This window comes from Streptomyces sp. NPDC014995, from assembly GCF_043080745.1.
GTDB lineage: Bacteria > Actinomycetota > Actinomycetes > Streptomycetales > Streptomycetaceae > Streptomyces.
The window spans coordinates 218,421-241,393 of sequence record NZ_JBIBVX010000015.1 but is presented as its reverse complement, the minus strand read 5'-3'; the positions used below and the strand labels follow the sequence as shown (position 1 = coordinate 241,393).

The following is a 22,973-nucleotide window of genomic DNA, read 5'->3' as shown; positions in this document are numbered from 1 at the left end:
CGTCTCTGCTTCCTGCCGGGACCGGCCGAACTGTCTTTCGGCCGGCCAGTGTATGCAGACCGTTGCGTGGCAACTTCGATGGCCGTGCGGTGTTGCATGCGGTGTTCCATGCGCTGTCCCCCCGACGGCTGTGGAATGTGCCCCCCACTGGACGTGACCTCCGCACCCACCGGGTCCGCCGGGGCCTCCCCAGGCCCCGGGCGTCCCGGGCCCGCCTCAACGCCCCTGGTAGCGGGCGGCGCTGGAGCGGGCCGAGCCGAGCTTGCCGTAGAGCTGCCGTCCTGGGCATTCCGTGGCGAAGCCGTCCCGGTGGCCGGAGATCACGTTCAGTCGTACGTTCTTACCTTTTGCGTAGAGATTGCCACCACCCGACTTCAGGTATGTCTTTCCGCGCGGATTGGCCCCGAACAGACCCAACTTCCACGCCGTCAGACGAGCGATGGCCGTCACCGCCGAGGAGGGCGGCTTGGTGGAGGAGAACGTGCCGATGACCGCGATTCCCATGCTGTTGCTGTTGAACCCCAGGGTGTGGGCGCCCAGGACCGGCTTGGTCACTCCCCCGGCGCGGCCCTCGTAGATCTTTCCGCACTTGTCGACGAGGAAGTTGTAGCCGATGTCCCGCCAGCCCATGCTCCTGACGTGGTAGCGGTAGATACTGCGGATGATCGAGGGCACCTGGGAGCACTTGTAGTTGTTGCCCGAGGCCGTGTGGTGCACGAAGGCCGCCTTGACCTTCGTCGTGTAGCGGAACCCCTTCTCGCGCAGCTTCTCGTCGGCGCCCCAGCCGCGGCGCGTGACGATGCCTGGGCGCGGGCCGATGTACGGCTTCGCCCGCTGACCGTCCGTCAGTTCCGCGCCGCGCAGGGCGAGGAGCTCGCGTTCGGTGCCCGTGCGGTCGAGGGCGGGGACGGCGACGGCGCCGAGCGGGGCGAGGTCCAGGTTGGCGGCGGAGGCGGCGGCCGCCTCGGCGGTCATCGCGGCCGCCGCGCCCGAGCCGGCCGGGCCGCGGGCGGTCACGGCACGGCCGCGGGGCGGGGCGACGGGCGCGGGGTCGGGGGCGGCCGCCGCGGGGTCGAGTTCTCCTGGGGCGGCTGCTTGGGGGTCGGATTCTCCTGGGACGGCTGCTTCGGTGACGGCCTCTCCGGGAGCGGCGGCTTCGGCGTCGGCCTCTCCGGGGACGGCCGCTTCGGGGGCGGCGGCTTCGGGGTCGAGTTCTCCTGGCGCGGCTGCTTCGGCGTCGGCCTCTCCAGGGTCGACCAGTTCCAGGCGCAGGCCCGAGGGGAGCGGGGTGGCCGTCGGCACCGTGTGGGCGTCGTGGGCGGTGTCCTCCGTATGGGTTCCGGCCGTGGGAGTGACACGGACCTCCACGCCGTCGGAGTCGCCCACCCACAGGGGGGCGGTGGCGCCGCGGACCTGGTCCGAGGCGCGTTCGGAGGAGCCCGGGTCGGCGCTGTGGTCGGCGTTGTGGGTCTCGAGGTCCTGCCAGCCGGACCAGGTGCCGGTGCCGGTGGCACGGGTGCGGACCTGGACGCGGCCGTGCAGTTCCGCGTCGGGGTCGTCCCAGACGACGCCGAGGAGGGAGAAGGGACGGACGTCCCTGCGGGGCACGCCCTGGCCCGCGCCGAGGGCTCGGTCGCGGGCGAGGGGGGTCAGGGGCAGCGACTGGGTACTGCCGGGGAGCGGAGCGGTGGGGCTCGTCGCCCGGACCGCGGCGGTCGCCGCCTCCGTGGTCGGCGCCGGTCGCGCCGTCGCCGCGGTGGCGGGCGGCGTCAGCGGAAGGGCGAGTGCCGCCGCGCAGGTGACGCCGATCGAGGAAGCAAGCAATCCACGCATGCCACAGATCCTGGGCATCACCCAGGCCCGTCCGCACATCGGGGAACTGACGGGCCGTCGCGAACGTTGCGCCGAACCGGTGGCCTGGCGGCGGGTCTTCGGCATCGTCGGCGCGTACGCTTGCGCGCGTGAACGCCACTGACCGCACCCCTGCCGACCTGCTGCGTTCCGCGCTCGCCGCGGACCCCGCGCGCCCGCTGGTGACCTTCTACGACGACGCCACCGGCGAGCGGGTCGAATTGTCCGTGGCCACCTTCGCCAATTGGGTGGCCAAGACCGCGAACCTCCTCCAGGACGGCCTGTCCGCCGAACCCGGCGACCGGGTCGCGCTGCTGCTGCCCGCGCACTGGCAGACGGCGGTGTGGCTGCTGGCGTGTTCCTCGGTCGGGGTCGTCGCCGACATGGCCGGGGATCCGGCACGCGCGGACCACGTCGTGGCCGGGCCCGGTCACTTCGAGGCGGGGCTCGCCTGCCGGGGCGAGCGGTACGCGCTCTCGCTCGCCCCGCTCGGCCGGCGGTTCGTCCCGGCTCCGCCCGAGGGGTACGCCGACTACGCCGTGGACGTCCCGAGCCACGGCGACCGCTTCGTCGCGTACGCGCCGGTGGACCCGGAGGAGCCCGCGCTGATCGTGGCCGGCGCGGAGTACACGGGCGCGGAGATCGTGGAGCGCGCCCGGGGCGACGCGGCCGGCCTCGGCCTGACCGGCCCGGGCTCCCGCCTTCTGTCGGGCCTGCCGTACGACACCTGGGAGGGCCTCAGTGCCGGCCTGTACGCCCCGCTGGCCAGCGGAGGGTCCGTGGTCCTCTGCCGGAACCTGGACCAGGCCAACGAGGAGACGGTGTCCAAGCGAATCGAGAGCGAACGGGTGACGGCGACGGCCCGGTAGGAGGCGGGGCCGGTTCGACGACCCGGCAGGTGGGCGGGCGGTTCGACGACCCGGCAGGCACACGGGCAGCTCGACGACCCGGCAGACGCCGGGCCGGTTCGACGACCCGGCAAGCGGGCGGTCGGTTCCGCAGCCGGGGGGCGGACAACCGGTTCCGCCCCTCCGGAGTAAAGGGACGGGGATCCGGGGATGCGGTCATCGGCCGCCGGGCCTCCGACGTGGACGTAACTCCCGTGTGAGCGGGCGGCCCCGGCCGGGGCCGCCCGGTGCGGCCGGAAACGGTCACCACCGTCGGTCCCAGCCTTCCCGTCCGGGCCGAGGGGGTCCCCCCGATTCCTCTGATCACCGCCCCGGCGGCAAGCGAAGCCCCCTCCCCTTCCCCTCCACGCGCCCCGCGAGGACCGCAGGCACCCCGCCACACCCCACCCCCGCTGCGCACCTCATCGCCCCCGCGCTCCCGCCCACCGCCGGACGGTCGCCCGTCAGCCCCGCCCGAGGGGGCGGTTGTGGGGGTTGACCTGGGGTTCGGGGTGCGGAGGCCGCCCTCCATCCCGTGGTTCGCGCGTGCCGTCCGGCGGGGAGCCGTGTCACCCGTTCGGCGTACTCCCGCCCGCGTCTCCACCCCGCCCGCGCCATCGTCGTAGGAGCAGCACGAGACGTTGGCAGGACGACACGTTCGTACGGCGAGCAGGAGGGGTGCATTCCGGCGTGAGCAGCGACGCAGGCATATCCGGGCCCCTCGGGCCGGAGGCGGGGGCCTCCGCCCATGGGGCGGGGCTCGTGCGGCGGTGTCGGCGGCGGTGGGTGCGGTACGGGGCGGGGGTGGTCGCCGCGCTCCTCGTGGGGGCCGGCGCGGCGGGGTGGATGGTGTACGCGAAGCTCGACGGGAACATCACGCCCGACGAGGCGGCCGCGGCGGAGCTCGCGCGGTACGCGAGGGAGCGGCCGACCGCGTTGGTGAAGGACGCGCGGAACATCCTGCTGATCGGGTCGGACACGCGCGCGGGGGCCGGCAACCGCAAGTACGGGCGGGACTCGGGGACCGCGCGGTCGGACACGACGATCCTGCTGCATCTGGCGGCCGGGCGGCGCAGCGCCACCGCCGTCTCCCTGCCCCGCGACCTGATGGTGGACGTGCCCGGTTGCCGGCGGCCGGACGGGACGCGGACCGAGCCGATGTTCGCGATGTTCAACCACGCCTTCCAGACGGGTGGCACGGCCTGCACCATCCGCACGGTGGAGAAGCTGACGGGGATCCGGATCGACCACCACGTCGTCGTCGACTTCAGCGGGTTCAAGGAGATGGTCGATGCCGTCGACGGGGTCGAGGTGTGCCTGAAGGAGCCCATCCGCGACAAGGCCGCCCACCTCAGGCTGCCCGCGGGGCGGGTGACCCTCGACGGCGAGCAGGCCCTCGGGTACGTCCGCGCCCGCAAATCCCTCGGCGACGGCAGCGACACCGACCGCATGGACCGGCAGCAACGGTTCCTCGGCGCGCTCGTCAACAAGGTGCGGAGCAATGACGTGCTGCTGAATCCGGTGAAGCTCTATCCGGTGCTGGACGCCGCCACGTCCTCTCTCACCACCGACCCGGATCTCGCGAGTCTGCGCGGGCTGTACGAACTCGTGCGGGGCCTTCGGGACATTCCCACCGAACGCGTGCAATTCCTGACCGTTCCGCGGGAGTCGTACCTCTACAACGCCAACCGCGACCAGTTGGTGGAGCCCGAGGCGGAGAAACTCTTCGAACTCCTGCGCGCCGACCGACCCGTGACCGTCACACCGGAAGGCCCCCGGAATTCCGGCTCTGCGGAGTCGTCCGGCTACGACGCGTACGGAACACCGCCCCCGTCCCCGCCCGTCTTCCGCGGAAACACGGCCGCCGAGGACAGCTGTACATGAGTGCCCCGCCGCCCCACGGGTAAAGCGCTTGCCAAGCGAAGCGTGTTCAAACGAACTTACTTCAAGGAAATCGGGCGAATTGCCCGGTTGTAGGGACGTGGAATTTGTCACCGTCGTCGCCCCACGCTGAACTGGGCGGATAGTGTGAGCGATCCGGTGCACCCGGCCAGAGGAGCGTCCTGGGGTCGTGCACTGTGTGACCGAGACCCGAGCGCCTTTGAGGGGGGAAAGGCGCCGCGTGGCCCCGACGGAGGATTCGGACAACCGTGGACGCACAAGGCCGTGGGCGGGCGGACAACATCGATCCCGCAGACCAGTGGGTGCTCAATCCGAACACCGGCGAATACGAACTGCGACTGACTCCTTCCGCACCGCAGTCGGCGGTCCCCGGGCCCCGCAGGTCCGACTCCCGTGCCGGGGGAACTGCGGGCGCGGTCCGCAGCCGTAAGACGACACCCGACCGGGACACTCCGGAGGTGCCGGGGCCACGCCGGCGCCGGGCCGTGCCCGAGGAGCCGCCGCCCGGGCGACGCGGTCGCCGGCCGGCGAAGAAGAAGTCGAAGGCGAAGAAGGTCCTGCTGTGGACCGGCGGAACCATGGCCTTCGTCCTGGTGGGCACGGCCGGCGCCGCCTACCTCTATCTGGAGCACCTCAACGACAACATCACCTCCGTCTCCGAGGACGGCGCGAGCACCGGTGGCTTCAGCAAGGACAAGGCGATCAACATCCTGCTGATCGGCACGGACAAGCGCACCGGCTCGGGCAACGAGGGGTACGGCGACTCCGGCAGCGTCGGCCACGCCGACACCACGATCCTGCTGCACGTCTCCAAGGACCGCACGAACGCGACCGCGCTGAGCATCCCGCGCGACCTGCTCGTGGACGTCCCGGACTGCCCGACCACGCAGGAGGACGGCTCCAGCAAGGTCATCCCGGGCACGGAGAACGTCCGCTTCAACACCAGCCTCGGCCAGGACGGCCGTACGCCCAGCTGCACCATGCGCACGGTGACCGAGCTGACCGGGGTCACCCCGGACAACTTCATGGTCGCCGACTTCAACGCGGTCAAGACGCTGACGACCGCGGTCGGCGGGGTCGAGGTGTGCCTGGCGAAGGACATCGACGACCCGGACTCGCACCTGAAGCTCTCCAAGGGCACGCACCTCATCGAGGGCGAGCAGGCGCTGGCCTTCGTGCGTACCCGGCACTCGGTGGGCTTCGGCGGCGACCTGAGCCGGATCCAGATCCAGCAGCAGTTCCTCAGCGCGCTGATGCGCAAGCTGAAGTCGAACGACACCCTCACCAGCCCCACCAAGATGATCAAGCTGGCGGAGGCGGGCACCAAGGCGCTGACCGTCGACTCCCAGCTCGACAGCATCGACAAGCTGAAGGACCTGGGTCTGGAGCTGGGCAAGCTCAACGTCAAGAACCTGACCTTCGCGACCGTGCCGGTGGTCGACAACCCGGCCGAGAAGGTGAAGGCCACGGTCGTCCTCAACCAGTCGACGGCGCCCACCGTCTTCCAGATGATCAAGGACGACGTCTCCTTCACCGAGGTGAAGGAGAAGGCGCAGGCGTCGAAGAACGCGGCGGCCGCGGCCGCCGCGGCCCGCCTCAAGGGGACCCAGTCCGCGGCCTCCGAGGTCCGGGTGCGGGTCATGAACGGCGGGGCCCCGGCCGGCAGCGCACAGGAGACTCTCAGCTGGCTGCAGAATGATGAGGGCGTGACGAAGTCCGAGAACGCGGGCAACGCACCGAAGGAACTCAGCAAGACGACACTCGAGTACGCGCCCGACCAGGCCGCCCAGGCCCGTAAGCTCGCCGCCGTCATGGGGCTGCCCGGGACCGCGCTGAAGCCGGGCGAGAGCGTCACCAACGCCCAGGGGCTGCCGACGATGACGTTGACCCTGGGCAAGGACTTCAAGGGCGCGGGCGTCTCCCTGACGACTCCGACGAAGGTGCCGGACACGGTGCAGAAGTCCACGGCGGACAAGGTCGAGTGCGCCAAGTAGTCACCAACTAGGTAACCCTGCGGGCCCGTCGAGCGTCTGACTGGACGCGGGACGGGCCCGTGTCAGGCGCACGGTGGGGAGGGCAGGGGAATGGCGCGGAGCAGTGTGCGGGGGGACGCTTGCGACGTCGAGGACGCGATGTCCACGACGACGGCGGACCAGGACGCATCCGAGGACGGGCACAGCCGTGGGGACGGCGGGTCCGGCACGGGTGACAGCGCATCCGGCGCGGGCGGCGACGGGTCCGGCGCGGACGACGGCGACGGCGGGCACAGAGCCGGCCACGGCACGGACCGCAGACGGCGCAGACGGCGCGTGCTGCGCTGGTCGGCGACGGTGCTGACACTGGTGATACTCGGCGGCGCGGGCGCGGGCTACCTCTACTTCCAGCGCCTCAACGCCAACATCAAGAGCGAGGACCTGAACCTGGGCGACGCCAAGGACCGGGCCGCCGAGACCAAGGCCAACGCGGCCGGGCAGAAGGCGCTGAACATCCTGCTGATCGGCTCCGACGCCCGTGACAGCACGGAGAACCAGAAGCTCGGCGGCGCGAAGGAGACCTTCAACGGCACCCCGCTCGCCGATGTGCAGATGCTGCTGCACGTGTCGGCGGACCGCAGCAACATGTCGGTGGTGAGCATGCCGCGCGACACGCTGCTGGACATGCCCAAGTGCACCGACCCCGACGACGGACACGTGTACCCGGCGAGGACCCGGGCCATGACGAACGAGTCGCTCGGCCGCGGCGGCCCGGGCTGCACGGTGGCCACGTGGGAGAAGCTCACGGACATCCACATCGACCACTTCATGATGATCGACTTCGCCGGTGTGGTGTCGATGGCGGACGCGATCGGCGGCGTTCCGGTGTGCGTGGACGCCAACGTCCACTCGCACACCAGCGACGGCAAGGGCTCCGGCCTGAAGCTGCGGAAGGGCACGCACGAGATCAAGGGCGAGCAGGCCCTGCAGTGGCTGCGCACCCGCTACGGCTTCGAGGACGACACCGACCTCGCCCGCGCCAAGGCGCAGCACATGTACATGAACTCGATGGTCCGCCAGCTGCGCTCCGAGGCCAGGCTGTCCAACCCGAACGCGCTGCGCAGGCTCGCCGAGGCCGCCACGAAGGCGATCACCGTCGACGACGGCCTGGACAGCATCACGAAGATGTACGACCTGGCGACCGAGCTGCAGAAGGTACCGACCGAGCGCATCACCATGACGACGATGCCCAACCGCTACGTCGGCAGCCGGGTGGAGCCCACCGAGGACGCCGCGAAGCTGTTCCGGCTGGTGCGCGAGGACATCGCCCTGGACGGCAAGGACACCGGGAAGGCCACCCCCACCGCGAGCCCGTCGCCGACGGTCACGGACCCGGCCGCCGCGGACGACGAGATCGCCGTACAGGTCCACAACAGCACCTACACCGACACGCTGGGCGCGGCGCGCGGGCGGGCGCTCGCGGTGACGCAGCTGCTGGTCGGCAAGGGCTTCACGCAGGCCGTGGCGGACACCTCGCCGGCCACCACCGAGGAGACGACGGTGATCCGCTACCCGAGCGCCGACCTCCGGGCCGACGCCCAGCGGGTGGCGACGGCCCTCGGCATCCCGTCGAGCCAGGTGAAGAAGTCCACCGATGTCTCCGGCGTCACGCTCTTCGTCGGCGCGGACTGGCGGTCGGGCTCGGCGTACGAGGCGCCGGAGGAGGACAACACGACGCCCGAGTCGGCGCAGACGATGAACGCCTCCGACACCAGCCAGTGCATGCACGTGGACCCGGACTACACCTGGTAGTCCGGGCCCCGCCGGGCGGTGCTCACTTCGCGCTGAGGACCGCCGGGCGGCGGGAGGCGATGACCTTCCTGGCCAGCGACTTCGGGCTGGTCAGGAATCCCCAGCCCCACGACATGTGCATGGTGGCCAGCGCCACGGGGATCCGCAGCCGCGCCTTCAGCGGCAGGCCCCGGCCGGCCGGCACCGACCCGGCGACGATCGCCGCGAGGTAGCCGCCGGGGACGACGAAGCCGAGCGGGGTGACGGCCGCGCCCACCACGATCCCGGCCGCGATCGCGCACACCGCGGTCGGCGGGGCGAGGTAGCGCAGGTTGATGGAGCCCTCGTGGTAGCGGGCGACGACGTGCCGCCAACGGCCGTAGTCCTTGTACTGCTTGGCGAGTGCCCTGACGCTCGGCCGCGGCCGGTACGACACCTTCAGCTCGGGCGAGAACCAGATCAGCCCGCCGGCCTCGCGGATGCGGAAGTTCAGCTCCCAGTCCTGGGCGCGTATGAACTCCTCGTTGTACCCGCCCTGTTGCTCCAGCGCCTCACGCCGGAAGACGCCGAGGTAGACGGTCTCGGCCGGGCCCGCCTGCCCTCCCGTGTGGAAGGCGGCGTTCCCCACCCCGATCTTCGAGGTCATGGCGGCGGCGACCGCGTGCTCCCAGTCGTTCTCGCCCTCGGCGTGCATGATGCCGCCGACGTTCTGCGCGCCGGTCTCCTCCAGGAGCCGGACGGCGGTGGCGATGTAGTTCGGCGAGAGCATGCCGTGCCCGTCGACGCGGACGACGACCGGATGCCGGGAGGCCCTGATCGCGGCGTTGAGCGCGGCGGGCGTACGGCCCGTCGGGTTGGGGACCGTGTGCACGCGCGGGTCTTCGGCCACGAGCCGGGCCGCGATCTCGTCCGTGCGGTCCGTGGACGGACCGAGGGCGATCACGACCTCCATCTCGCCGGCGTACTCCTGCGCGAGGATCGCTTGGACGGCTCCGCGCAGATGCCGCTCCTCGTTGAGGACGGGCATGATGACGGACACGGCGGGGAGCTGCACGTCGGACTTGGCGTTCATAGGAGGTTCACGTTACCGCGAACGGGGGACACGCTCGCGCCCCGCCGGGTGTGCTGCCCCGGACCGCAGATCGTATGGGCCTACGGTGCTCACGGCTCCCCCTCGTACGGCCGTCGCCCGGAGGTGACCCGCATGTCCCCGACCCCGCCCCGGCCCCCCGCCTCCCGGCATCCGCGCCGCCCGCCCCTGCGCTCCGTCCGGACGAAACGTCCCCGCTGGGCCATGCGGGCGACGATGACCCTCTCGGTGGTGATCCTGGCCTCGGCCGGCATCGGTCACTCGGTGGTCACCAGCCTCGACGCGGACATCGCCCGCGTCGACCCCTTCAAGGACATGAAGAACCGCCCGCGGGCCGGCCACGGCATGAACGTTCTGCTGGTCGGCACCGACGGCCGCGACCGGATCACCGAGCAGGAGCGCCGGCGCTACCGCCTGGGCGGCGCCCCCTGCCACTGCACCGACACCCTGATGATCGTGCACATCTCGGAGGACCGGGAGCGGGCGAGCGTGGTCAGCCTGCCGCGCGACTCCTACGCCGAGACACCCCCGCACACCGACCGGACCACCGGCCGGACGCACCACGGCCACCCGCTCAAAATCAACGCGGCGTACGCGGAGGGCGGCCCGCAGCTGACCGTGCGCACGGTCGAGCACATGACCCGGGTGAAGATCGATCACTACCTGGAGGTCGACTTCACCAGCTTCATGAGGACGGTGGACGTCCTCGGCGGTGTGAAGGTCTGCACGGCCCGGCACCTGAAGGACTCGTACACCGGCCTGGACCTCCCGCCCGGCACGCACACCCTCACCGGCGGCGAGGCCCTCCAGTACGTCCGCTCCCGGCACATCGACGCCGACTCCGACTTCGGCCGGGTCAAGCGCCAGCAGCGTTTCCTGGCGGCCCTGGTCGACCACGCGACCTCCTCCGGCATCCTGCTCAACCCGCTGAGGTTCCGTGACGTGGCGCGGGCGGTGCTCGGCTCGGTGCGCGCGGACCGCGGCTTCGGCACCGACGAACTCCTCGACCTCGGCCGCGCGATGCGCACCTTCTCCCCGTCCTCCTCGGAGTTCACCACCGTCCCCGTCGGCCAGGTGGGATACGCCGTGAAGGGCATCGGCTCGACCGTGAAGTGGGACCCGGTCAAGGCGGAGCGCCTCTTCCGGTCCCTGCGCGAGGACAAGCCGCTCGCCAAGCCCCCTCGCAGGCGCGAAACGGCCGTACGCGTCGAGGTGGCCCCGCAGCAGATCCGCGTCCACGTCGAGAACGGCACCCCCACCGTGGGCCTGGCGAAGCGGGTGGACGCGGCGCTGGCGGCCACCGGCTTCCGCACCACCGGCCGTCCGACTCCCGCCCCCGACCGCTCCGTCCGGCGCACGGTCATCTCGCACGACCCGCGCTGGGACCGCTCCGCGAGGTCACTGGCGGCGGCCTTCCCCGGCAGCGAACTGCGCAGCGTGCCCCGCCTCGGTCCGACGCTGAAGGTGACGGTCGGGGCGGACTTCCGGCAGGTGCGCAAGGTGCGGGCGGAGGAACGGGGGCACGGGCAGTTCGGGGTGGTGCGGGGGGACGAGGTGAGCTGTTCCTGAACGGCCGCCGCGGGCTCAGTCGTCGAAGCCCTCCGCCGCCCGCCGCTCCCTCAGCTCCATGATCGCCTGCCGGCGTGCCAGCCGGTGGGTGCGGCGGATCTGGGCCTCCTGGTAGCGGCGGCGGTCGCGGTCGGTCTCCGGGAGGACCGGCGGCACCCGGCGCGGCTTGCCGTCGGCGTCGACGGCGGCGAAGACGAGGTAGGCGGAGCCGACCTGGGTGGGGGGCGTGGACTCGTTCCAGCGCTCGGCCAGGACCCGTACGCCGACCTCCATGGAGGTCCGGCCGGTCCAGTTGACCTGGGCCTTCACATGGACGAGGTCACCGACGCGGACCGGCTCCAGGAACGCCATCTCGTCCATGGACGCGGTGACGGCGGGTCCGCCGGAGTGCCGGCCGGCCACCGCGCCCGCCGCGTCGTCGACGAGCTTCATGATCACACCGCCGTGCACCGTGCCCAGGAGGTTGGTGTCGTTGTGGGTCATGATGTGGCTGAGCGTGGTGCGGGACGCGGACGTGGGCTTGCCCGGTATGCCTGAGGTGTCCGAGTCCACTGCGGTGACCTGGTCTGTCATGACCTCCACCTTATGCCGAGGCGGACAACCCGGAACTTTGTGTCAGCTTGGCAACAGCGGGGCGCTGATTCTCCGACGGCCCTTGTACGACACACAGCCCGCACCGGCACACTAAGGCGCATGAACGATTGGCCCGAGGGATGGTCCGACAACAACCGCGGCTCCCGGTACGGACACGGCAGCGCGAGCGCACAGCCCGAGGGCGCGCGCGTGATGCGACAGGTCCGCCGCGGTCCGGCCGCCCCGCCGCAGGGTGCCGGCGTCCCGTCGCAGCCGTCGTACGTCGACGGCCAGGGATACGGCGACTACACGAACGCCCAGAACACCGGGTACGACAGCGGCTACAACACGGGCCACGTCTACGGCGGCGGATCCGACGGGCCCGGGGGCTACGGCACCCATGACCCGCGGCCCGCGCCGGACTGGCGGCGCCGGATCAAGTGGACCGCGATCACCGTCGTGACCGTGCTGGTCGTGACGACCGTCGGCACGTACTTCTGGGCCGACTCCAAGCTCAAGCGCGAGGTCGACCTGTCGAAGGTCATCGACCGGCCCGAGGAGGGCGAGGGCACCACCTACCTGATCGTCGGCTCCGACAGCCGTGAGGGCATGTCCGCGGAGGAGAAGAAGGCGCTGCACACCGGCTCCGCCGAGGGCAAGCGCACGGACTCGATGATGATCCTGCACACCGGGTCCAACGGCGACACGCTGATCTCGCTGCCGCGCGACTCGGACGTGGAGATCCCCTCGTTCGTCGGCTCGGAGTCCGGCAAGCGGTACGAGGGCACCGGCCGGCACACGAAGCTGAACGCCGCCTACGCGGAGGACGGCCCCGAACTGCTGGTGCGCACCGTCGAGTTCAACACCGGTCTGCGCATCGACCACTACGTGGAGATCGGCTTCGCCGGGTTCGCGAACATCGTGGACGCGGTCGGCGGCGTCGAGATGGACATACCGCAGGACATCAAGGACACCAAGTCCGGCGCGGACCTGAAGAAGGGCAAGCAGACCCTGAACGGCGAGCAGGCCCTCGCCTTCGTCCGTACCCGGTACGCGCTCGCGGGCTCCGACCTCGACCGCACGAAGAACCAGCAGAAGTTCCTCGCGGCCCTGGCCAACCAGGTGGCCACGCCCGGCACGGTCCTCAACCCGTTCACGCTCTACCCGACCATGGGCGCGGGCCTGGACTCCCTGATCGTCGACAAGGACATGGGCCTGTACGACCTGGCGAGCATGTTCTTCGCGATGAAGGGCGTCAACAGCGGTGACGGTAAGTCGATGAACATGCCGATCTCCGGCTCCTCCGGCGGCAATCTCGTCTGGGACGAGGCGAAGGTGAAGCAGCTGGTCGGCCAGCTGAAGAACGACGAGAAGGTCACGGTGTCGAGTGACTGACCGGCCCGGCGGCAGACCGCCGTTCGACGCCGTCCTGTGTGACGTCGACAACGTGATACGGCACTTCGACTCCTCTCACCTGGAGGCGCTGGAAAGCGCCGCGGGGCTGGCGGAGGGCACCACCAAGAAGGTGGCGTTCTCCCCCGAGGTCGACGGGCCGCTGCTGCTGGGCCGGATCACCGAGCAGGAGTGGGTGGAGGCGATCGCCCGCGGCCTGACCGGGCTGGTGGACGCGGAGACGGGCTGGGCGCTCGGCACCGCCCTGCTGGAGTCGCCGTTCCGGGCCGACGAGGCCGTGGTGACCCTGCTGCGCCGCGCCCGGGTCCGGGTGCCGCTGGTCCTCGTCTCCAACGCCAGCCTCGGCCTGGAGCGCGATCTGGACGCCCTCGGCCTGACCGAACTCGCCGACCACGTCGTCAACAGCGCCCGCGTCGGCCTCGCCAAACCCGACCCGCGCATCCTCGAACTGGGCGCGGAACGGGCGGGCGTACGGCCCGGGCGGTGCCTGTTCGTGGACGACACCCCGGAGAACGTCGAGGCGGCCGCCGCGCTGGGCATGACCGCCGTGCACTTCCGCGGGCCGGCCGACCTGGAACGGGCGCTGGAGCCGCTGTTCACCTGAGCCGTCCACCTCGCGGCCGCGCTCCTCGGGCTCGGGCGCGGACCGGCACAAGGGCACCCTCGGGGGTGCCCTTGTACGCGTTCAGGCGGCCGTCACATCGAGGCGCCCGCCATCGCGCGGCACATCTCGGCGCAGCGGCGACAGGACTCGGCGCAGCGCATCATCTGGGCGTCCTCCGGCATGGCCATACACGCCTCGGCGCACATGTCGCACGCCCTGGCGCACATCGCGCACATCTCGGCCGACATGGGCGAGCGGCGCATCATCATGTCGGCGCACATGCGGGTGGTCTCGGAACAGTCCATGAGCGCGCGCATGATCTGCATCTGGGCCTGGCCGCCCATCTGCATGCAGGAGCTCATGGTCTCCTCGCACACGCTGTGGCAGGACATGCACGCCTCGACGCAGTCCTGCATCTCCTTGCTCATCGTGGTCATGCTTCCGGGCTGGGTCATGACTCCTCCTGACGGAGAGGGGGGGCGGGGGCCCGGTCGGGCCCCTGTGCCCTTCCGTGGTACGCCTCCTGGCCGCTCCGCGCCATCGGACGACAGCGCAGCGGCCCCCGGCACGAGGCCGGGGGCCGCTGTTTCGGCAGGTCGGTGCCTTGTGACGCCGATGCCGGTCCAAGGGACCGTTACGGCAGGTTCCGCGCCATGACGATCCGCTGGACCTGGTTGGTGCCCTCGTAGATCTGCGTGATCTTGGCGTCGCGCATCATGCGCTCGACCGGGTAGTCGCGGGTGTAGCCGTAGCCGCCGAGGAGCTGCACCGCGTCCGTGGTGACCTCCATGGCGACGTCGGAGGCGAAGCACTTCGCGGCCGCGCCCTGGAAGGTGAGGTCGCGGTCGCCGCGCTCGGACTTGGCCGCCGCAGCGTACGTCAGCTGGCGGGCTGCCTCGATCTTCATGGCCATGTCGGCGAGCATGAACTGGATGCCCTGGAAGTCGGCGATCGGCTTGCCGAACTGCTTGCGCTCCTGGACGTAGTTCCTGGCGTAGTCGAAGGCGCCCTGGGCGACGCCGAGGGCCTGGGCGGCGATGGTGATGCGGGTGTGGTCGAGGGTCTGCATCGCGGTGGCGAAGCCCGTGCCCTCCTCGCCGATCATGCGGTCGGCGGGGATGCGGACGTTGTCGAAGTAGACCTCGCGGGTCGGGGAGCCCTTGATGCCGAGCTTCTTCTCCGGGGCGCCGAAGGAGACGCCCGGGTCGGACTTCTCGACGACGAAGGCCGAGATGCCCTTCGAGCGCTTCTCGGGGTCCGTCACCGCCATCACCGTGTAGTAGTCGGAGACGCCCGCGTTGGTGATCCAGCGCTTCACGCCGTTGAGGACGTAGTGGTCGCCGTCGCGGACCGCCTTCGTCTTCATGCCGGCCGCGTCCGAGCCCGCCTCCGGCTCGGAGAGGCAGTACGAGAACATCGCGTCGCCCTTGGCCAGCGGGGCCAGGTACTTCTTCTTCAGGTCCTCGGAGCCGGAGAGGATCACCGGGAGCGAACCCAGCTTGTTCACCGCGGGGATGAGTGAGGAGGAGACGCAGACCCGGGCGACCTCCTCGATGACGATCACCGTCGCCAGCGCGTCCGCGCCCGCGCCGCCGTACGACTCGGGGACGTGCACCGCGTGCAGGTCGTTGGCGACCAGCGCGTCGAGCGCCTCCTGCGGGAAGCGGGCCTCCTCGTCGACCGCGGCGGCGTACGGCGCGATCTTCGCCTCGGCCAGCGAGCGGATGGCGTCGCGGAGCATGTCGTGCTCCTCGGACGGGCGGTACAGGTCGAAGTCAGCCGATCCGGCCAAGGTCTCTCACGCTCCAAAACACTGGGGTGATCTCGCTAATTACCGTTAAGTAACTCAAATTTTAGGGGCCTGCCCACGACAGGGATACGTGACCTTGGCGACAAGGGAATCCGCACCCGGAAACGCACCGGAGAACTGCCCGGTGAGGGGCGTCCCCACGCCCCGACTATGCTCGTCCCGCGTCCGATCCCCGTCCAGCCCAGGAGCACCCATGGCCCTCAAGATCACCGTGATCGGCACCGGTTATCTCGGCGCCACGCACGCCGCGGCCATGGCCGAGCTGGGCTTCGAGGTCCTCGCCCTCGACGTCGTGCCGGAGAAGATCGAGATGCTGGAGCGGGGCGAGACCCCGATGTACGAGCCGGGTCTGGAGGAGCTGCTGCGCCGCCACGTCCCCGGGTTCGAGGGCTCCAGCGGGCGGCTGCGCTTCACCCAGGACTGGGCGGAGGTCGGCGCCTTCGGCGACGTCCACTTCGTCTGCGTCAACACACCGCAGAAGCACGGCGAGTACGCCTGCGACATGTCGTACGTCGAGTCCGCGATCGCCTCGCTGGCCCCGCACCTGCACGGGCCCGCCCTCGTCGTCGGCAAGTCGACCGTGCCCGTGGGCTCCGCCGACCGGCTCGCCCGGACGATCGCCCGGCTGGCGCCGGCCGGCGAGGACGCCGAGCTGGCCTGGAACCCGGAGTTCCTGCGGGAGGGGTTCGCGGTCCAGGACACGCTGCACCCGGACCGGATCGTCGTCGGGGTGCGCAGCGAGCGGGCCGAGAAGGTGCTGCGGGAGGTGTACGCCACGCCGGTCGAGGAGGGCTCGCCGTTCGTCGTCACCGACTTCCCGACCGCCGAGCTGGTGAAGACCTCCGCGAACTCCTTCCTCGCCACCAAGATCTCCTTCATCAACGCCATGGCGGAGGTGTGCGAGGCGGCCGGCGGTGACGTCGCCAAGCTGGCGGAGGCCATCGGCTACGACGACCGGATCGGGAAGAAGTTCCTGCGGGCCGGGATCGGGTTCGGCGGCGGCTGCCTGCCCAAGGACATCCGGGCGTTCATGGCCCGCGCCGGTGAGCTGGGCGCCGACCAGGCGCTGACCTTCCTGCGGGAGATCGACTCGATCAACATGCGCCAGCGCGGGCAGATGGTGGAGCTGGCCCGGCAGGCCCTCGGCGGCGGGCCCTTCCTGGGCAGGCGGGTCGCCGTGCTCGGGGCGACCTTCAAGCCGGACTCCGACGACGTGCGGGACTCGCCGGCCCTCAACGTCGCCGGGCAGATCCACCTCCAGGGCGGCCAGGTGACCGTCTACGACCCGAAGGGCATGGAGAACGCCCGCAGGGTCTTCCCGACCCTCGGCTACGCCGACTCGGCCCTGGGGGCCGTACGGGGCGCCGACGTCGTCCTGCACCTCACCGAGTGGCGGGAGTTCCGCGAGCTGGACCCGGAGGTGCTCGGGGAGGTCGCGGCGGCGCGGCTGATCCTCGACGGGCGCAACGCGCTCGACCCGGAGCTGTGGCGGAAGGCCGGCTGGACGTACCGGGCGATGGGCCGTCCGACCGCCTGAGCGGCCCGTCGGCCGGCGACGCCGGTTCGGCCGAGGCTCAGTCGGCCGAACCGGCGTCTGGGTGCATTCTGCCGCACCCGCGCGGGGCGTGAGGGGTGAACGTCCCGCGGGGGCCCGCGGGGGCCTCAGGCGTTCCTCGGGGTTTCTCCCTGGGTTACGGCGCCCGTGCGGCCGGGAACCCGTTCCTCCTGTGCGTCCGCCGGACGCTCACCGAGGAGGTTGCGCATGGCGCCCGTCGTCCGTCTCCGTTCCGTCGTACTCGACTGCACCGACCCCCACGCGCTCGCCGGTTTCTACGCGGCGCTCCTGGGCGGCACGCCCGAGGCCGAGGAGGACGACTGGGTCGTCCTGCGGGTCCCCGGCGGTCCCCGGCTCTCCTTCCAGCAGGTGGCGGAGTACACCCCGCCCGAGTGGCCCCGGGGCGACCGGAACGCGCAGCAGTTCCACCTCGACTTCGACGCGGGCGCCACGTGGGAGGAGGTCGACGCGGCCCACGAGCGGGTGCTGGCGCTGGGGGCGCGGCCGCTGGACCTCGAGGACCGGGAGAAGAAGGACTTCCAGGTGTACGCCGATCCGGCGGGGCATCCGTTCTGCCTCTGCCGGATCGAGGACCCCGACGCCCCCTAGCCCCGAGGCCCCCTGGCGCCGCCGTGACCGGTGGCGAAGGAGGGCGCGAAGGGGCGTTCGGGGTGCCCCGCCGGGGCGGCGCGGGCCGGCGGGGGGCGGGTACCGCCGGGGTCCCCGTCAGCCGTCGAGTTCGTCGATCCTGGCGTGGGACGGCCCCCGCGTCGCCCGGAGGTCGCGTGCCACGTCCTCCGCCGCGCCCAGCACCCGTACCGCGTTCTGCCAGGTCAGCTTGGCGAGGTCGGGCCGGGACCAGCCTCGGTCGAGGAGTTCGGCGATGAGGTTCGGGTAACCCGAGACGTCGTTGAGGCCCTCGGGGGTGAAGGCCGTGCCGTCGTAGTCCCCGCCGATGCCGAGGTGGTCGATGCCCGCCACCTCGCGCATGTGGTCGAGGTGGTCGGCGACCGTGGCGACCGTGGCGGTCGGGCGCGGGTGCCGCTCCTCGAAGGCGCGGTGCACCTTCATGGCCTCCGGTGTGGTGGCGAGGTGGTGGAAGCCGTGGGCGCGCATGTTCTCGTCGGCCGCGGCCGTCCAGTCCACGGCCGCCTGGAGCACGAACTTCGGCACGAACGTCACCATCGCGACGCCGCCGTTGGCGGGCAGCCGCTCCAGGACGTCGTCCGGGATGTTGCGCGGGTGGTCGCAGACGGCCCGGGACGAGGAGTGGGAGAAGATCACCGGCGCGGACGTCGCGTCCAGCGCGTCCCGCATCGTCGTCGCCGCCACGTGGGAGAGGTCGACGAGCATGCCGAGCCGGTTCATCTCCCGTACGACCTCACGGCCGAACGCCGACAGGCCGCCGCTCCTCGGCTCGTCGGTCGCGGAGTCCGCCCAGTCCACGTTGTCGTTGTGGGTGAGCGTCATGTAGCGCACGCCGAGCGCGTACAGGCCCCGCAGGGTGCCCAGGGAGTTGGCGATGGAGTGGCCGCCCTCGGCGCCCATGAGCGAGGCGATACGGCCTTCCGCGCGCGCCGCCTCCATGTCGCCGGCCGTGAGCGCGGCGCGCAGGTCGCCGGGGTGGCGGGCGATGAGCTGCCGGACGCAGTCGATCTGCTCCAGGGTCGCCGGGACCGCGTCGGGCTGGTCCGAGCGCACGTACACCGACCAGTACTGGGCGCCGACCCCGCCCGCGCGCAGCCGGGGGATGTCGGTGTGCAGGTGGGTGTGCTGGTCGGTGGCGATGTCCCGGGCGTCGAGGTCGTAGCGGACCTGCTCGCGCAGCGCCCAGGGCAGGTCGTTGTGCCCGTCGACGACCGGGAACTCGCGCAGCAGCTCCCGGGCCTCCTCCAGCGGGGTCATCGGCGTCACTTCCCGAAGCCGAAGCCGTTGCCGGACCCCTCGACCTTGGCGCGCAGCCGCTTGCCCTTCTCGGTGGCCTGGTCGTTGAGTTCCTGCTGGAAGTCGCGCATGCGGGCCAGCAGGTCCTCGTCGTGGGCGGCCAGGATGCGGGCGGCGAGCAGGCCCGCGTTGCGGGCGCCGCCGACCGAGACCGTGGCGACCGGCACACCGGCCGGCATCTGCACGATCGACAGGAGGCTGTCCATGCCGTCGAGGTACTTCAGCGGGACCGGGACGCCGATCACCGGCAGGGGGGTCACCGAGGCGAGCATGCCGGGCAGGTGGGCGGCGCCGCCCGCGCCGGCGATGATCACCTTCAGCCCGCGGTCGGCGGCCTGCTCGCCGTAGGCCACCATCTCGCGCGGCATGCGGTGGGCGGAGACGACGTCGACCTCGTAGTCGATCTCGAACTCGTCGAGGGCCTTGGCGGCGGCCTCCATGATGGGCCAGTCGGAGTCGGACCCCATGACGATGCCTACAACCGGGCTCATTCGGTGATCGTGCCTCTCAGGTAGCCGGCAGCGTGACGGGCGCGCTCCAGCACGTCGTCGAGGTCGTCGCCGTAGGTGTTGACGTGGCCGACCTTGCGGCCGGGCTTCACGTCCTTGCCGTACATGTGGATCTTGAGCTGGGGGTCGCGGGCCATGCAGTGCAGGTACGCGGAGTACATGTCGGGGTAGTCGCCGCCGAGGACGTTGACCATGACCGTCCACCTGGCGCGCGGGCGCGGGTCGCCCAGCGGCAGGTCGAGGACCGCGCGGACGTGGTTGGCGAACTGGCTGGTGATCGCGCCGTCCATGGACCAGTGGCCCGAGTTGTGCGGGCGCATCGCGAGTTCGTTGACGAGGATGCGGCCGTCGCGGGTCTGGAACAGCTCCACGGCGAGGTGGCCGACGACGCCGAGTTCCTTGGCGATGGTCAGGGCCATCTTCTCGGCGTGGAGCGCGAGGGTCTCGTCGAGGTCGGGCGCCGGGGCGATGACCGTGTCGCAGACGCCGTTGACCTGCTGCGACTCCACCACCGGGTAGGCGACGGCCTGGCCGTGCGGGGAGCGTACGACGTTGGCGGCGAGCTCGCGGACGTAGTCGACCTTCTCCTCGGCGAGGACGGGTACCCCGGCCCGGAAGGGGTCGGCGGCCTCCTCGACGGAGTCGACGACCCACACGCCCTTGCCGTCGTAGCCGCCGCGGACCGTCTTGAGGACGACGGGGAAGCCGTCGCCCTCCGCCGCGAAGGCCGCCACGTCCTGCGGGTCGCTCACGATCCTGTGCCGGGGGCACGGGATGCCGATCGCGTCGAGCTTCGCGCGCATCACGCCCTTGTCCTGGGCGTGCACGAGCGCCTCCGGGCCGGGGCGCACGGGGATGCCGTCCGCCTCCAGGGCCCTGAGGTGCTCGGTGGGGACGTGCTCGTGATCGAAGGTGATCACGTCGCAGCCCCGCGCGAAGTCACGCAGCGTGTCCAGGTCGCGGTAGTCGCCTACGACGACCTCGCTCACCACCTGGGCCGCTGAATCCTGGGGAGTGTCACTGAGGAGCTTGAACCTGATGCCCAACGGGATGCCCGCCTCGTGTGTCATACGAGCGAGCTGGCCTCCGCCGACCATGCCGACTACCGGGAACGTCACGCCCCTAGGGTATCGGCCACGTCGGACGGCCGGATTCCGTGGTTCTCACCCTGCCCCTTCCTGCCCCTTACCCTCCCGTTCCGGGCTTCTTTCCGGCCGGTTTCCGACCCGCGAGGCTCAGCACAGGAAACCTGGAAGGGTGGTGGTTAGCATGGCTGGGTTGACGAAACCGAACCCGGACGGGGGCCTGTACGACCATGGGACATGGTTCCTCGGGGGAAGGACGGCTGCGGAGACTCGTCCACGAGCTCGCCAAGTTCGGCGCCGTGGGTGGAGCGGGGCTGCTGGTCAACCTCGGTGTGTTCAATCTCGTGCGGCACGTCACCGACCTGCCGGTGGTGCGGGCCAGCGTCATCGCGACGGTCGTCGCCATCGTCTTCAACTACGTGGGGTTCCGGTACTTCGCCTACCGCGACCGGGACAAGAGCGGGCGCACGCGTGAGCTGACGCTGTTCCTGCTGTTCAGCGTGGTGGGGCTGGTCATAGAGAACGGGTTGCTGTTCCTGGCGACGTACGGCTTCGGGTGGGACAGCCAGCTGCAGAGCAACGTGTTCAAGTTCCTCGGGATCGGGGTCGCGACGCTGTTCCGGTTCTGGTCGTACCGGACGTGGGTGTTCCGGGCGCTTCCCGTGCGGGAGGCCGTGGCGGGGGCGGAGTCGATGCTGGCGGCGGAGTCACGCCGCCCGAAGCCGAAGCAGCGGGTGAGCTGAGCGGCCTCCTTCTGGGCAGGGCTGTCCGGGTGCGGGGCTGTCCGGCAGTGGTGACCGGGCTGGTGCGGGGCGTCCGGCGGCCGGTTCTCGGCGGTGGCCAGGGCGGTCCTGTCCGTCCGGCGGCCGGTGTTCCGTCGAGGCCGCGCACATCCGGTCCGTCCGGCGCGCGGGGTGTCGGCGGTGGCCAGGGCGCCCTGTCCGTCCGGCGGCCGGATGTCGGCGGAGGGTACGCAAACTCAGCCCGTCCGGCGATTGAGGACGAGGTCCGTTCAGGGCCGATGCGGGGGTCCGGGGGCGGCCGCCCCCGGCGAGGCCCACACCGAGGCACGGTGCGGCGAACCCCGGCCCAGGTGACCCCCCGCGCCTCCGCCCGGCAGGGTCTCCCAGGCCCTATCTGACCGTCGGCTCCGCCGGTTCCGGGGTCTTCTTTTCCGGGGTCGTCCGGGAGAGGAACAGGCCGAAGACCGGGGGCTGGGCCTGGAGCATTTCCAGGCGGCCGCCGTCGGCCTCGGCGAGGTCGCGGGCGACCGCGAGGCCGATGCCGGTGGAGTTGCGGCCGCTGATGGCGCGCTCGAAGATGCGGGCGCCGAGGTCGGCGGGGACGCCGGGGCCCTCGTCGGTGACCTCGATGACGGCCTGGTTGCCGGTGACGCGGGTGCGCAGGGCGACCGTGCCGCCGCCGTGCATCAGGGAGTTCTCGATCAGGGCGGCGAGCACCTGGGCGACCGCGCCGGGGGTGCCCACCGCCTCCAGGTGGCGCTTGCCGGAGCTGACGATGGCGCGGCCCACGCTGCGGTAGGCCGGGCGCCACTCGGCGAGCTGCTGCTGGATGACCTCGTCGAGGTCGAAGGTGACGGCGGAGCCGGTGCGGGGGTCGCGGGAGTTCGTGAGCAGGCGCTCGACCACGTCCGTGAGGCGTTCCACCTGGGTGAGCGCGATGGTGGCCTCCTCCTTCACCGTGTCCGGGTCGTCGGTGAGGGTGATCTCCTCCAGGCGCATCGACAGCGCGGTGAGCGGCGTCCGCAGCTGGTGGGAGGCGTCGGCGGCCAGGCGGCGCTCGGCGGTGAGCATGCGGGCGATCCGCTCGGCGGAGGAGTCGAGGACGTCGGCGACCCGGTCCAGCTCGGGGACGCCGTAGCGCTTGTGGCGGGGGCGGGGGTCGCCGGAACCGAGGCGTTCGGCGGTCTCGGCCAGGTCGGTGAGGGGGGAGGCGAGCCGGTTGGCCTGGCGGATGGCGAGGAGGACCGCGGCGATCACCGCGAGCAGCGCCACAAGCCCGATGATCAGCAGGGTGCGGCCGACCTCCCGGGTCACCGAGGAGCGCGGCTCCTCTATGACGACCGTCTCGCCCTCCTCTCCCACCGCCTTTCCGCGGATGACGTCGCCCTCGGGCTTGGTGCCGACCTCGATGGCCCGCTGCCCGGGGATGCGGATCACGGCGTAGCGGTCGTCCGTGACCTGGTCGTGCAGCACCTTCGCGTCGACGATCCCCGCGCCCAGCAGCCGGCTGTCCACGATGCTGGCCAGCCGCGCCGCCTCCAGCTCCACGCGCTCCTGCGCGCTGCTGCTGATGGTGCGCGTCTCCACGATGACGAGCGACACGCCGAAGACGGCGATCACGACGAGGACCACGGCGAGGGTGGACTGGATCAGACGGCGACGCACGGGGCCCTC

Annotated in this window: 20 protein-coding genes; 11 read left to right on the top strand and 9 right to left on the bottom strand. The window is 71.4% G+C overall.

The genetic code is table 11. From position 1 onward, the window contains the following. Nucleotides 1-216: 216 nt before the first annotated feature. Entirely contained in the window at nt 217-1,833 is a 1,617-nt protein-coding gene (locus tag ACF1A1_RS29060; protein WP_392003959.1) for a peptidoglycan recognition protein, read from the bottom strand. Between ACF1A1_RS29060 and ACF1A1_RS29055 the strand changes: the two genes are divergently transcribed. The 5 genes from ACF1A1_RS29055 (at nt 1,832) to ACF1A1_RS29035 (ending at nt 8,425) form a co-directional block, all read left to right on the top strand. After that, a complete protein-coding gene (locus ACF1A1_RS29055) occupies nt 1,832-1,975 on the top strand; it encodes a hypothetical protein (protein ID WP_392003958.1) in 144 nt (47 codons plus the stop codon). The genes ACF1A1_RS29060 and ACF1A1_RS29055 overlap by 2 nt on opposite strands. Continuing rightward, nucleotides 1,962-2,720 carry a TIGR03089 family protein gene (locus ACF1A1_RS29050; protein WP_392003957.1) on the top strand — a complete coding sequence of 253 codons (759 nt, stop codon included), beginning with the start codon at nt 1,962-1,964 and terminating at the stop codon, nt 2,718-2,720. The genes ACF1A1_RS29055 and ACF1A1_RS29050 overlap by 14 nt, the downstream gene beginning before the upstream one ends. Before the next feature lie 708 nt (nt 2,721-3,428). Next, nucleotides 3,429-4,622, top strand: coding sequence for an LCP family protein (locus ACF1A1_RS29045; protein ID WP_392003956.1), 1,194 nt, complete (start codon nt 3,429-3,431; stop codon nt 4,620-4,622). A 266-nt stretch (nt 4,623-4,888) separates the two neighbouring features. After that, nucleotides 4,889-6,634 (top strand): LCP family protein, encoded by a 1,746-nt coding sequence (locus ACF1A1_RS29040; RefSeq protein WP_392003955.1) that lies wholly within the window; start codon nt 4,889-4,891, stop codon nt 6,632-6,634. Between the two features lie 90 nt (nt 6,635-6,724). Then, nucleotides 6,725-8,425, top strand: coding sequence for an LCP family protein (locus ACF1A1_RS29035; protein ID WP_392003954.1), 1,701 nt, complete (start codon nt 6,725-6,727; stop codon nt 8,423-8,425). 22 nt (nt 8,426-8,447) lie between these two features. Here ACF1A1_RS29035 and ACF1A1_RS29030 read toward each other — a convergent pair whose 3' ends face one another. After that, complete coding sequence (locus ACF1A1_RS29030) at nt 8,448-9,476, bottom strand: glycosyltransferase family 2 protein (RefSeq protein WP_392003953.1); 1,029 nt, start codon at nt 9,474-9,476, stop codon at nt 8,448-8,450. A gap of 132 nt (nt 9,477-9,608) precedes the next feature. Here ACF1A1_RS29030 and ACF1A1_RS29025 point away from each other — a divergent pair, with 132 nt between their 5' ends. Next, entirely contained in the window at nt 9,609-11,063 is a 1,455-nt protein-coding gene (locus ACF1A1_RS29025) for an LCP family protein (RefSeq protein WP_392003952.1), read from the top strand. Nucleotides 11,064-11,078: 15 nt separating this feature from the next. Here ACF1A1_RS29025 and ACF1A1_RS29020 read toward each other — a convergent pair whose 3' ends face one another. Next, nucleotides 11,079-11,636, bottom strand: a complete 558-nt coding sequence (locus ACF1A1_RS29020) for an acyl-CoA thioesterase (protein ID WP_392003951.1) — start codon at nt 11,634-11,636, stop codon at nt 11,079-11,081. A gap of 120 nt (nt 11,637-11,756) precedes the next feature. On the opposite strand from ACF1A1_RS29020, the gene ACF1A1_RS29015 reads away from it, so the two are divergent. Next, on the top strand, nt 11,757-13,031 hold the full coding sequence (locus ACF1A1_RS29015) for an LCP family protein (RefSeq protein ID WP_392003950.1): 1,275 nt from the start codon (nt 11,757-11,759) through the stop codon (nt 13,029-13,031). Then, the gene (locus tag ACF1A1_RS29010) at nt 13,024-13,653 is read left to right on the top strand and encodes an HAD family hydrolase (protein WP_392003949.1); all 630 of its coding nucleotides are present in this window, start codon (nt 13,024-13,026) and stop codon (nt 13,651-13,653) included. The genes ACF1A1_RS29015 and ACF1A1_RS29010 overlap by 8 nt, the downstream gene beginning before the upstream one ends. A gap of 92 nt (nt 13,654-13,745) precedes the next feature. On the opposite strand, the gene ACF1A1_RS29005 is transcribed toward ACF1A1_RS29010, so the two are convergent. Next, nucleotides 13,746-14,108: a four-helix bundle copper-binding protein gene (locus ACF1A1_RS29005; RefSeq protein WP_392003948.1), complete on the bottom strand. Its 363-nt coding sequence runs from the start codon at nt 14,106-14,108 to the stop codon at nt 13,746-13,748. 179 nt (nt 14,109-14,287) lie between these two features. Continuing rightward, on the bottom strand, nt 14,288-15,445 hold the full coding sequence (locus ACF1A1_RS29000; RefSeq protein ID WP_392003947.1) for an acyl-CoA dehydrogenase: 1,158 nt from the start codon (nt 15,443-15,445) through the stop codon (nt 14,288-14,290). 211 nt (nt 15,446-15,656) lie between these two features. On the opposite strand from ACF1A1_RS29000, the gene ACF1A1_RS28995 reads away from it, so the two are divergent. Together ACF1A1_RS28995 and ACF1A1_RS28990 are read left to right on the top strand one after the other, a co-directional pair. Then, a complete protein-coding gene (locus ACF1A1_RS28995; protein ID WP_392003946.1) occupies nt 15,657-17,000 on the top strand; it encodes a UDP-glucose dehydrogenase family protein in 1,344 nt (447 codons plus the stop codon). Nucleotides 17,001-17,225: 225 nt separating this feature from the next. Beyond that, nucleotides 17,226-17,627, top strand: coding sequence for a VOC family protein (locus ACF1A1_RS28990; RefSeq protein ID WP_392003945.1), 402 nt, complete (start codon nt 17,226-17,228; stop codon nt 17,625-17,627). Nucleotides 17,628-17,744: 117 nt separating this feature from the next. On the opposite strand, the gene ACF1A1_RS28985 is transcribed toward ACF1A1_RS28990, so the two are convergent. Genes ACF1A1_RS28985 through ACF1A1_RS28975 form a run of 3 tightly spaced genes read right to left on the bottom strand, consistent with a single transcriptional unit; the run spans nt 17,745 to nt 20,589 of the window. After that, entirely contained in the window at nt 17,745-18,923 is a 1,179-nt protein-coding gene (locus tag ACF1A1_RS28985) for a dipeptidase (protein ID WP_392003944.1), read from the bottom strand. A 5-nt stretch (nt 18,924-18,928) separates the two neighbouring features. Further along, nucleotides 18,929-19,453 (bottom strand): 5-(carboxyamino)imidazole ribonucleotide mutase, encoded by a 525-nt coding sequence (purE, locus tag ACF1A1_RS28980; protein WP_392003943.1) that lies wholly within the window; start codon nt 19,451-19,453, stop codon nt 18,929-18,931. Next, nucleotides 19,450-20,589: a 5-(carboxyamino)imidazole ribonucleotide synthase gene (locus ACF1A1_RS28975; protein ID WP_392003942.1), complete on the bottom strand. Its 1,140-nt coding sequence runs from the start codon at nt 20,587-20,589 to the stop codon at nt 19,450-19,452. The genes purE and ACF1A1_RS28975 overlap by 4 nt, the downstream gene beginning before the upstream one ends. 197 nt (nt 20,590-20,786) lie before the next feature. Here ACF1A1_RS28975 and ACF1A1_RS28970 point away from each other — a divergent pair, with 197 nt between their 5' ends. Next, on the top strand, nt 20,787-21,299 hold the full coding sequence (locus ACF1A1_RS28970) for a GtrA family protein (protein WP_392003941.1): 513 nt from the start codon (nt 20,787-20,789) through the stop codon (nt 21,297-21,299). A 390-nt stretch (nt 21,300-21,689) separates the two neighbouring features. Here ACF1A1_RS28970 and ACF1A1_RS28965 read toward each other — a convergent pair whose 3' ends face one another. Next, the gene (locus tag ACF1A1_RS28965) at nt 21,690-22,964 is read right to left on the bottom strand and encodes an ATP-binding protein (protein ID WP_392003940.1); all 1,275 of its coding nucleotides are present in this window, start codon (nt 22,962-22,964) and stop codon (nt 21,690-21,692) included. Nucleotides 22,965-22,973 lie beyond the last annotated feature (9 nt).

Bases quoted from the DNA above. Each gene is read 5' to 3' on its own strand.
- ACF1A1_RS29055 (WP_392003958.1), top strand. From the start codon at position 1,832: ATGCCACAGATCCTGGGCATCACCCAGGCCCGTCCGCACATCGGGGAA.
- ACF1A1_RS29060 (WP_392003959.1), bottom strand. From the start codon at position 1,833: ATGCGTGGATTGCTTGCTTCCTCGATCGGCGTCACCTGCGCGGCGGCA.
- ACF1A1_RS29035 (WP_392003954.1), top strand. From the start codon at position 6,725: ATGGCGCGGAGCAGTGTGCGGGGGGACGCTTGCGACGTCGAGGACGCG.
- ACF1A1_RS29030 (WP_392003953.1), bottom strand. From the start codon at position 9,476: ATGAACGCCAAGTCCGACGTGCAGCTCCCCGCCGTGTCCGTCATCATG.
- ACF1A1_RS29025 (WP_392003952.1), top strand. From the start codon at position 9,609: ATGTCCCCGACCCCGCCCCGGCCCCCCGCCTCCCGGCATCCGCGCCGC.
- ACF1A1_RS29020 (WP_392003951.1), bottom strand. From the start codon at position 11,636: ATGACAGACCAGGTCACCGCAGTGGACTCGGACACCTCAGGCATACCG.
- ACF1A1_RS29015 (WP_392003950.1), top strand. From the start codon at position 11,757: ATGAACGATTGGCCCGAGGGATGGTCCGACAACAACCGCGGCTCCCGG.
- ACF1A1_RS29005 (WP_392003948.1), bottom strand. From the start codon at position 14,108: ATGACCCAGCCCGGAAGCATGACCACGATGAGCAAGGAGATGCAGGAC.
- ACF1A1_RS28995 (WP_392003946.1), top strand. From the start codon at position 15,657: ATGGCCCTCAAGATCACCGTGATCGGCACCGGTTATCTCGGCGCCACG.
- ACF1A1_RS28990 (WP_392003945.1), top strand. From the start codon at position 17,226: ATGGCGCCCGTCGTCCGTCTCCGTTCCGTCGTACTCGACTGCACCGAC.
- ACF1A1_RS28985 (WP_392003944.1), bottom strand. From the start codon at position 18,923: ATGACCCCGCTGGAGGAGGCCCGGGAGCTGCTGCGCGAGTTCCCGGTC.
- purE (WP_392003943.1), bottom strand. From the start codon at position 19,453: ATGAGCCCGGTTGTAGGCATCGTCATGGGGTCCGACTCCGACTGGCCC.
- ACF1A1_RS28970 (WP_392003941.1), top strand. From the start codon at position 20,787: ATGGGACATGGTTCCTCGGGGGAAGGACGGCTGCGGAGACTCGTCCAC.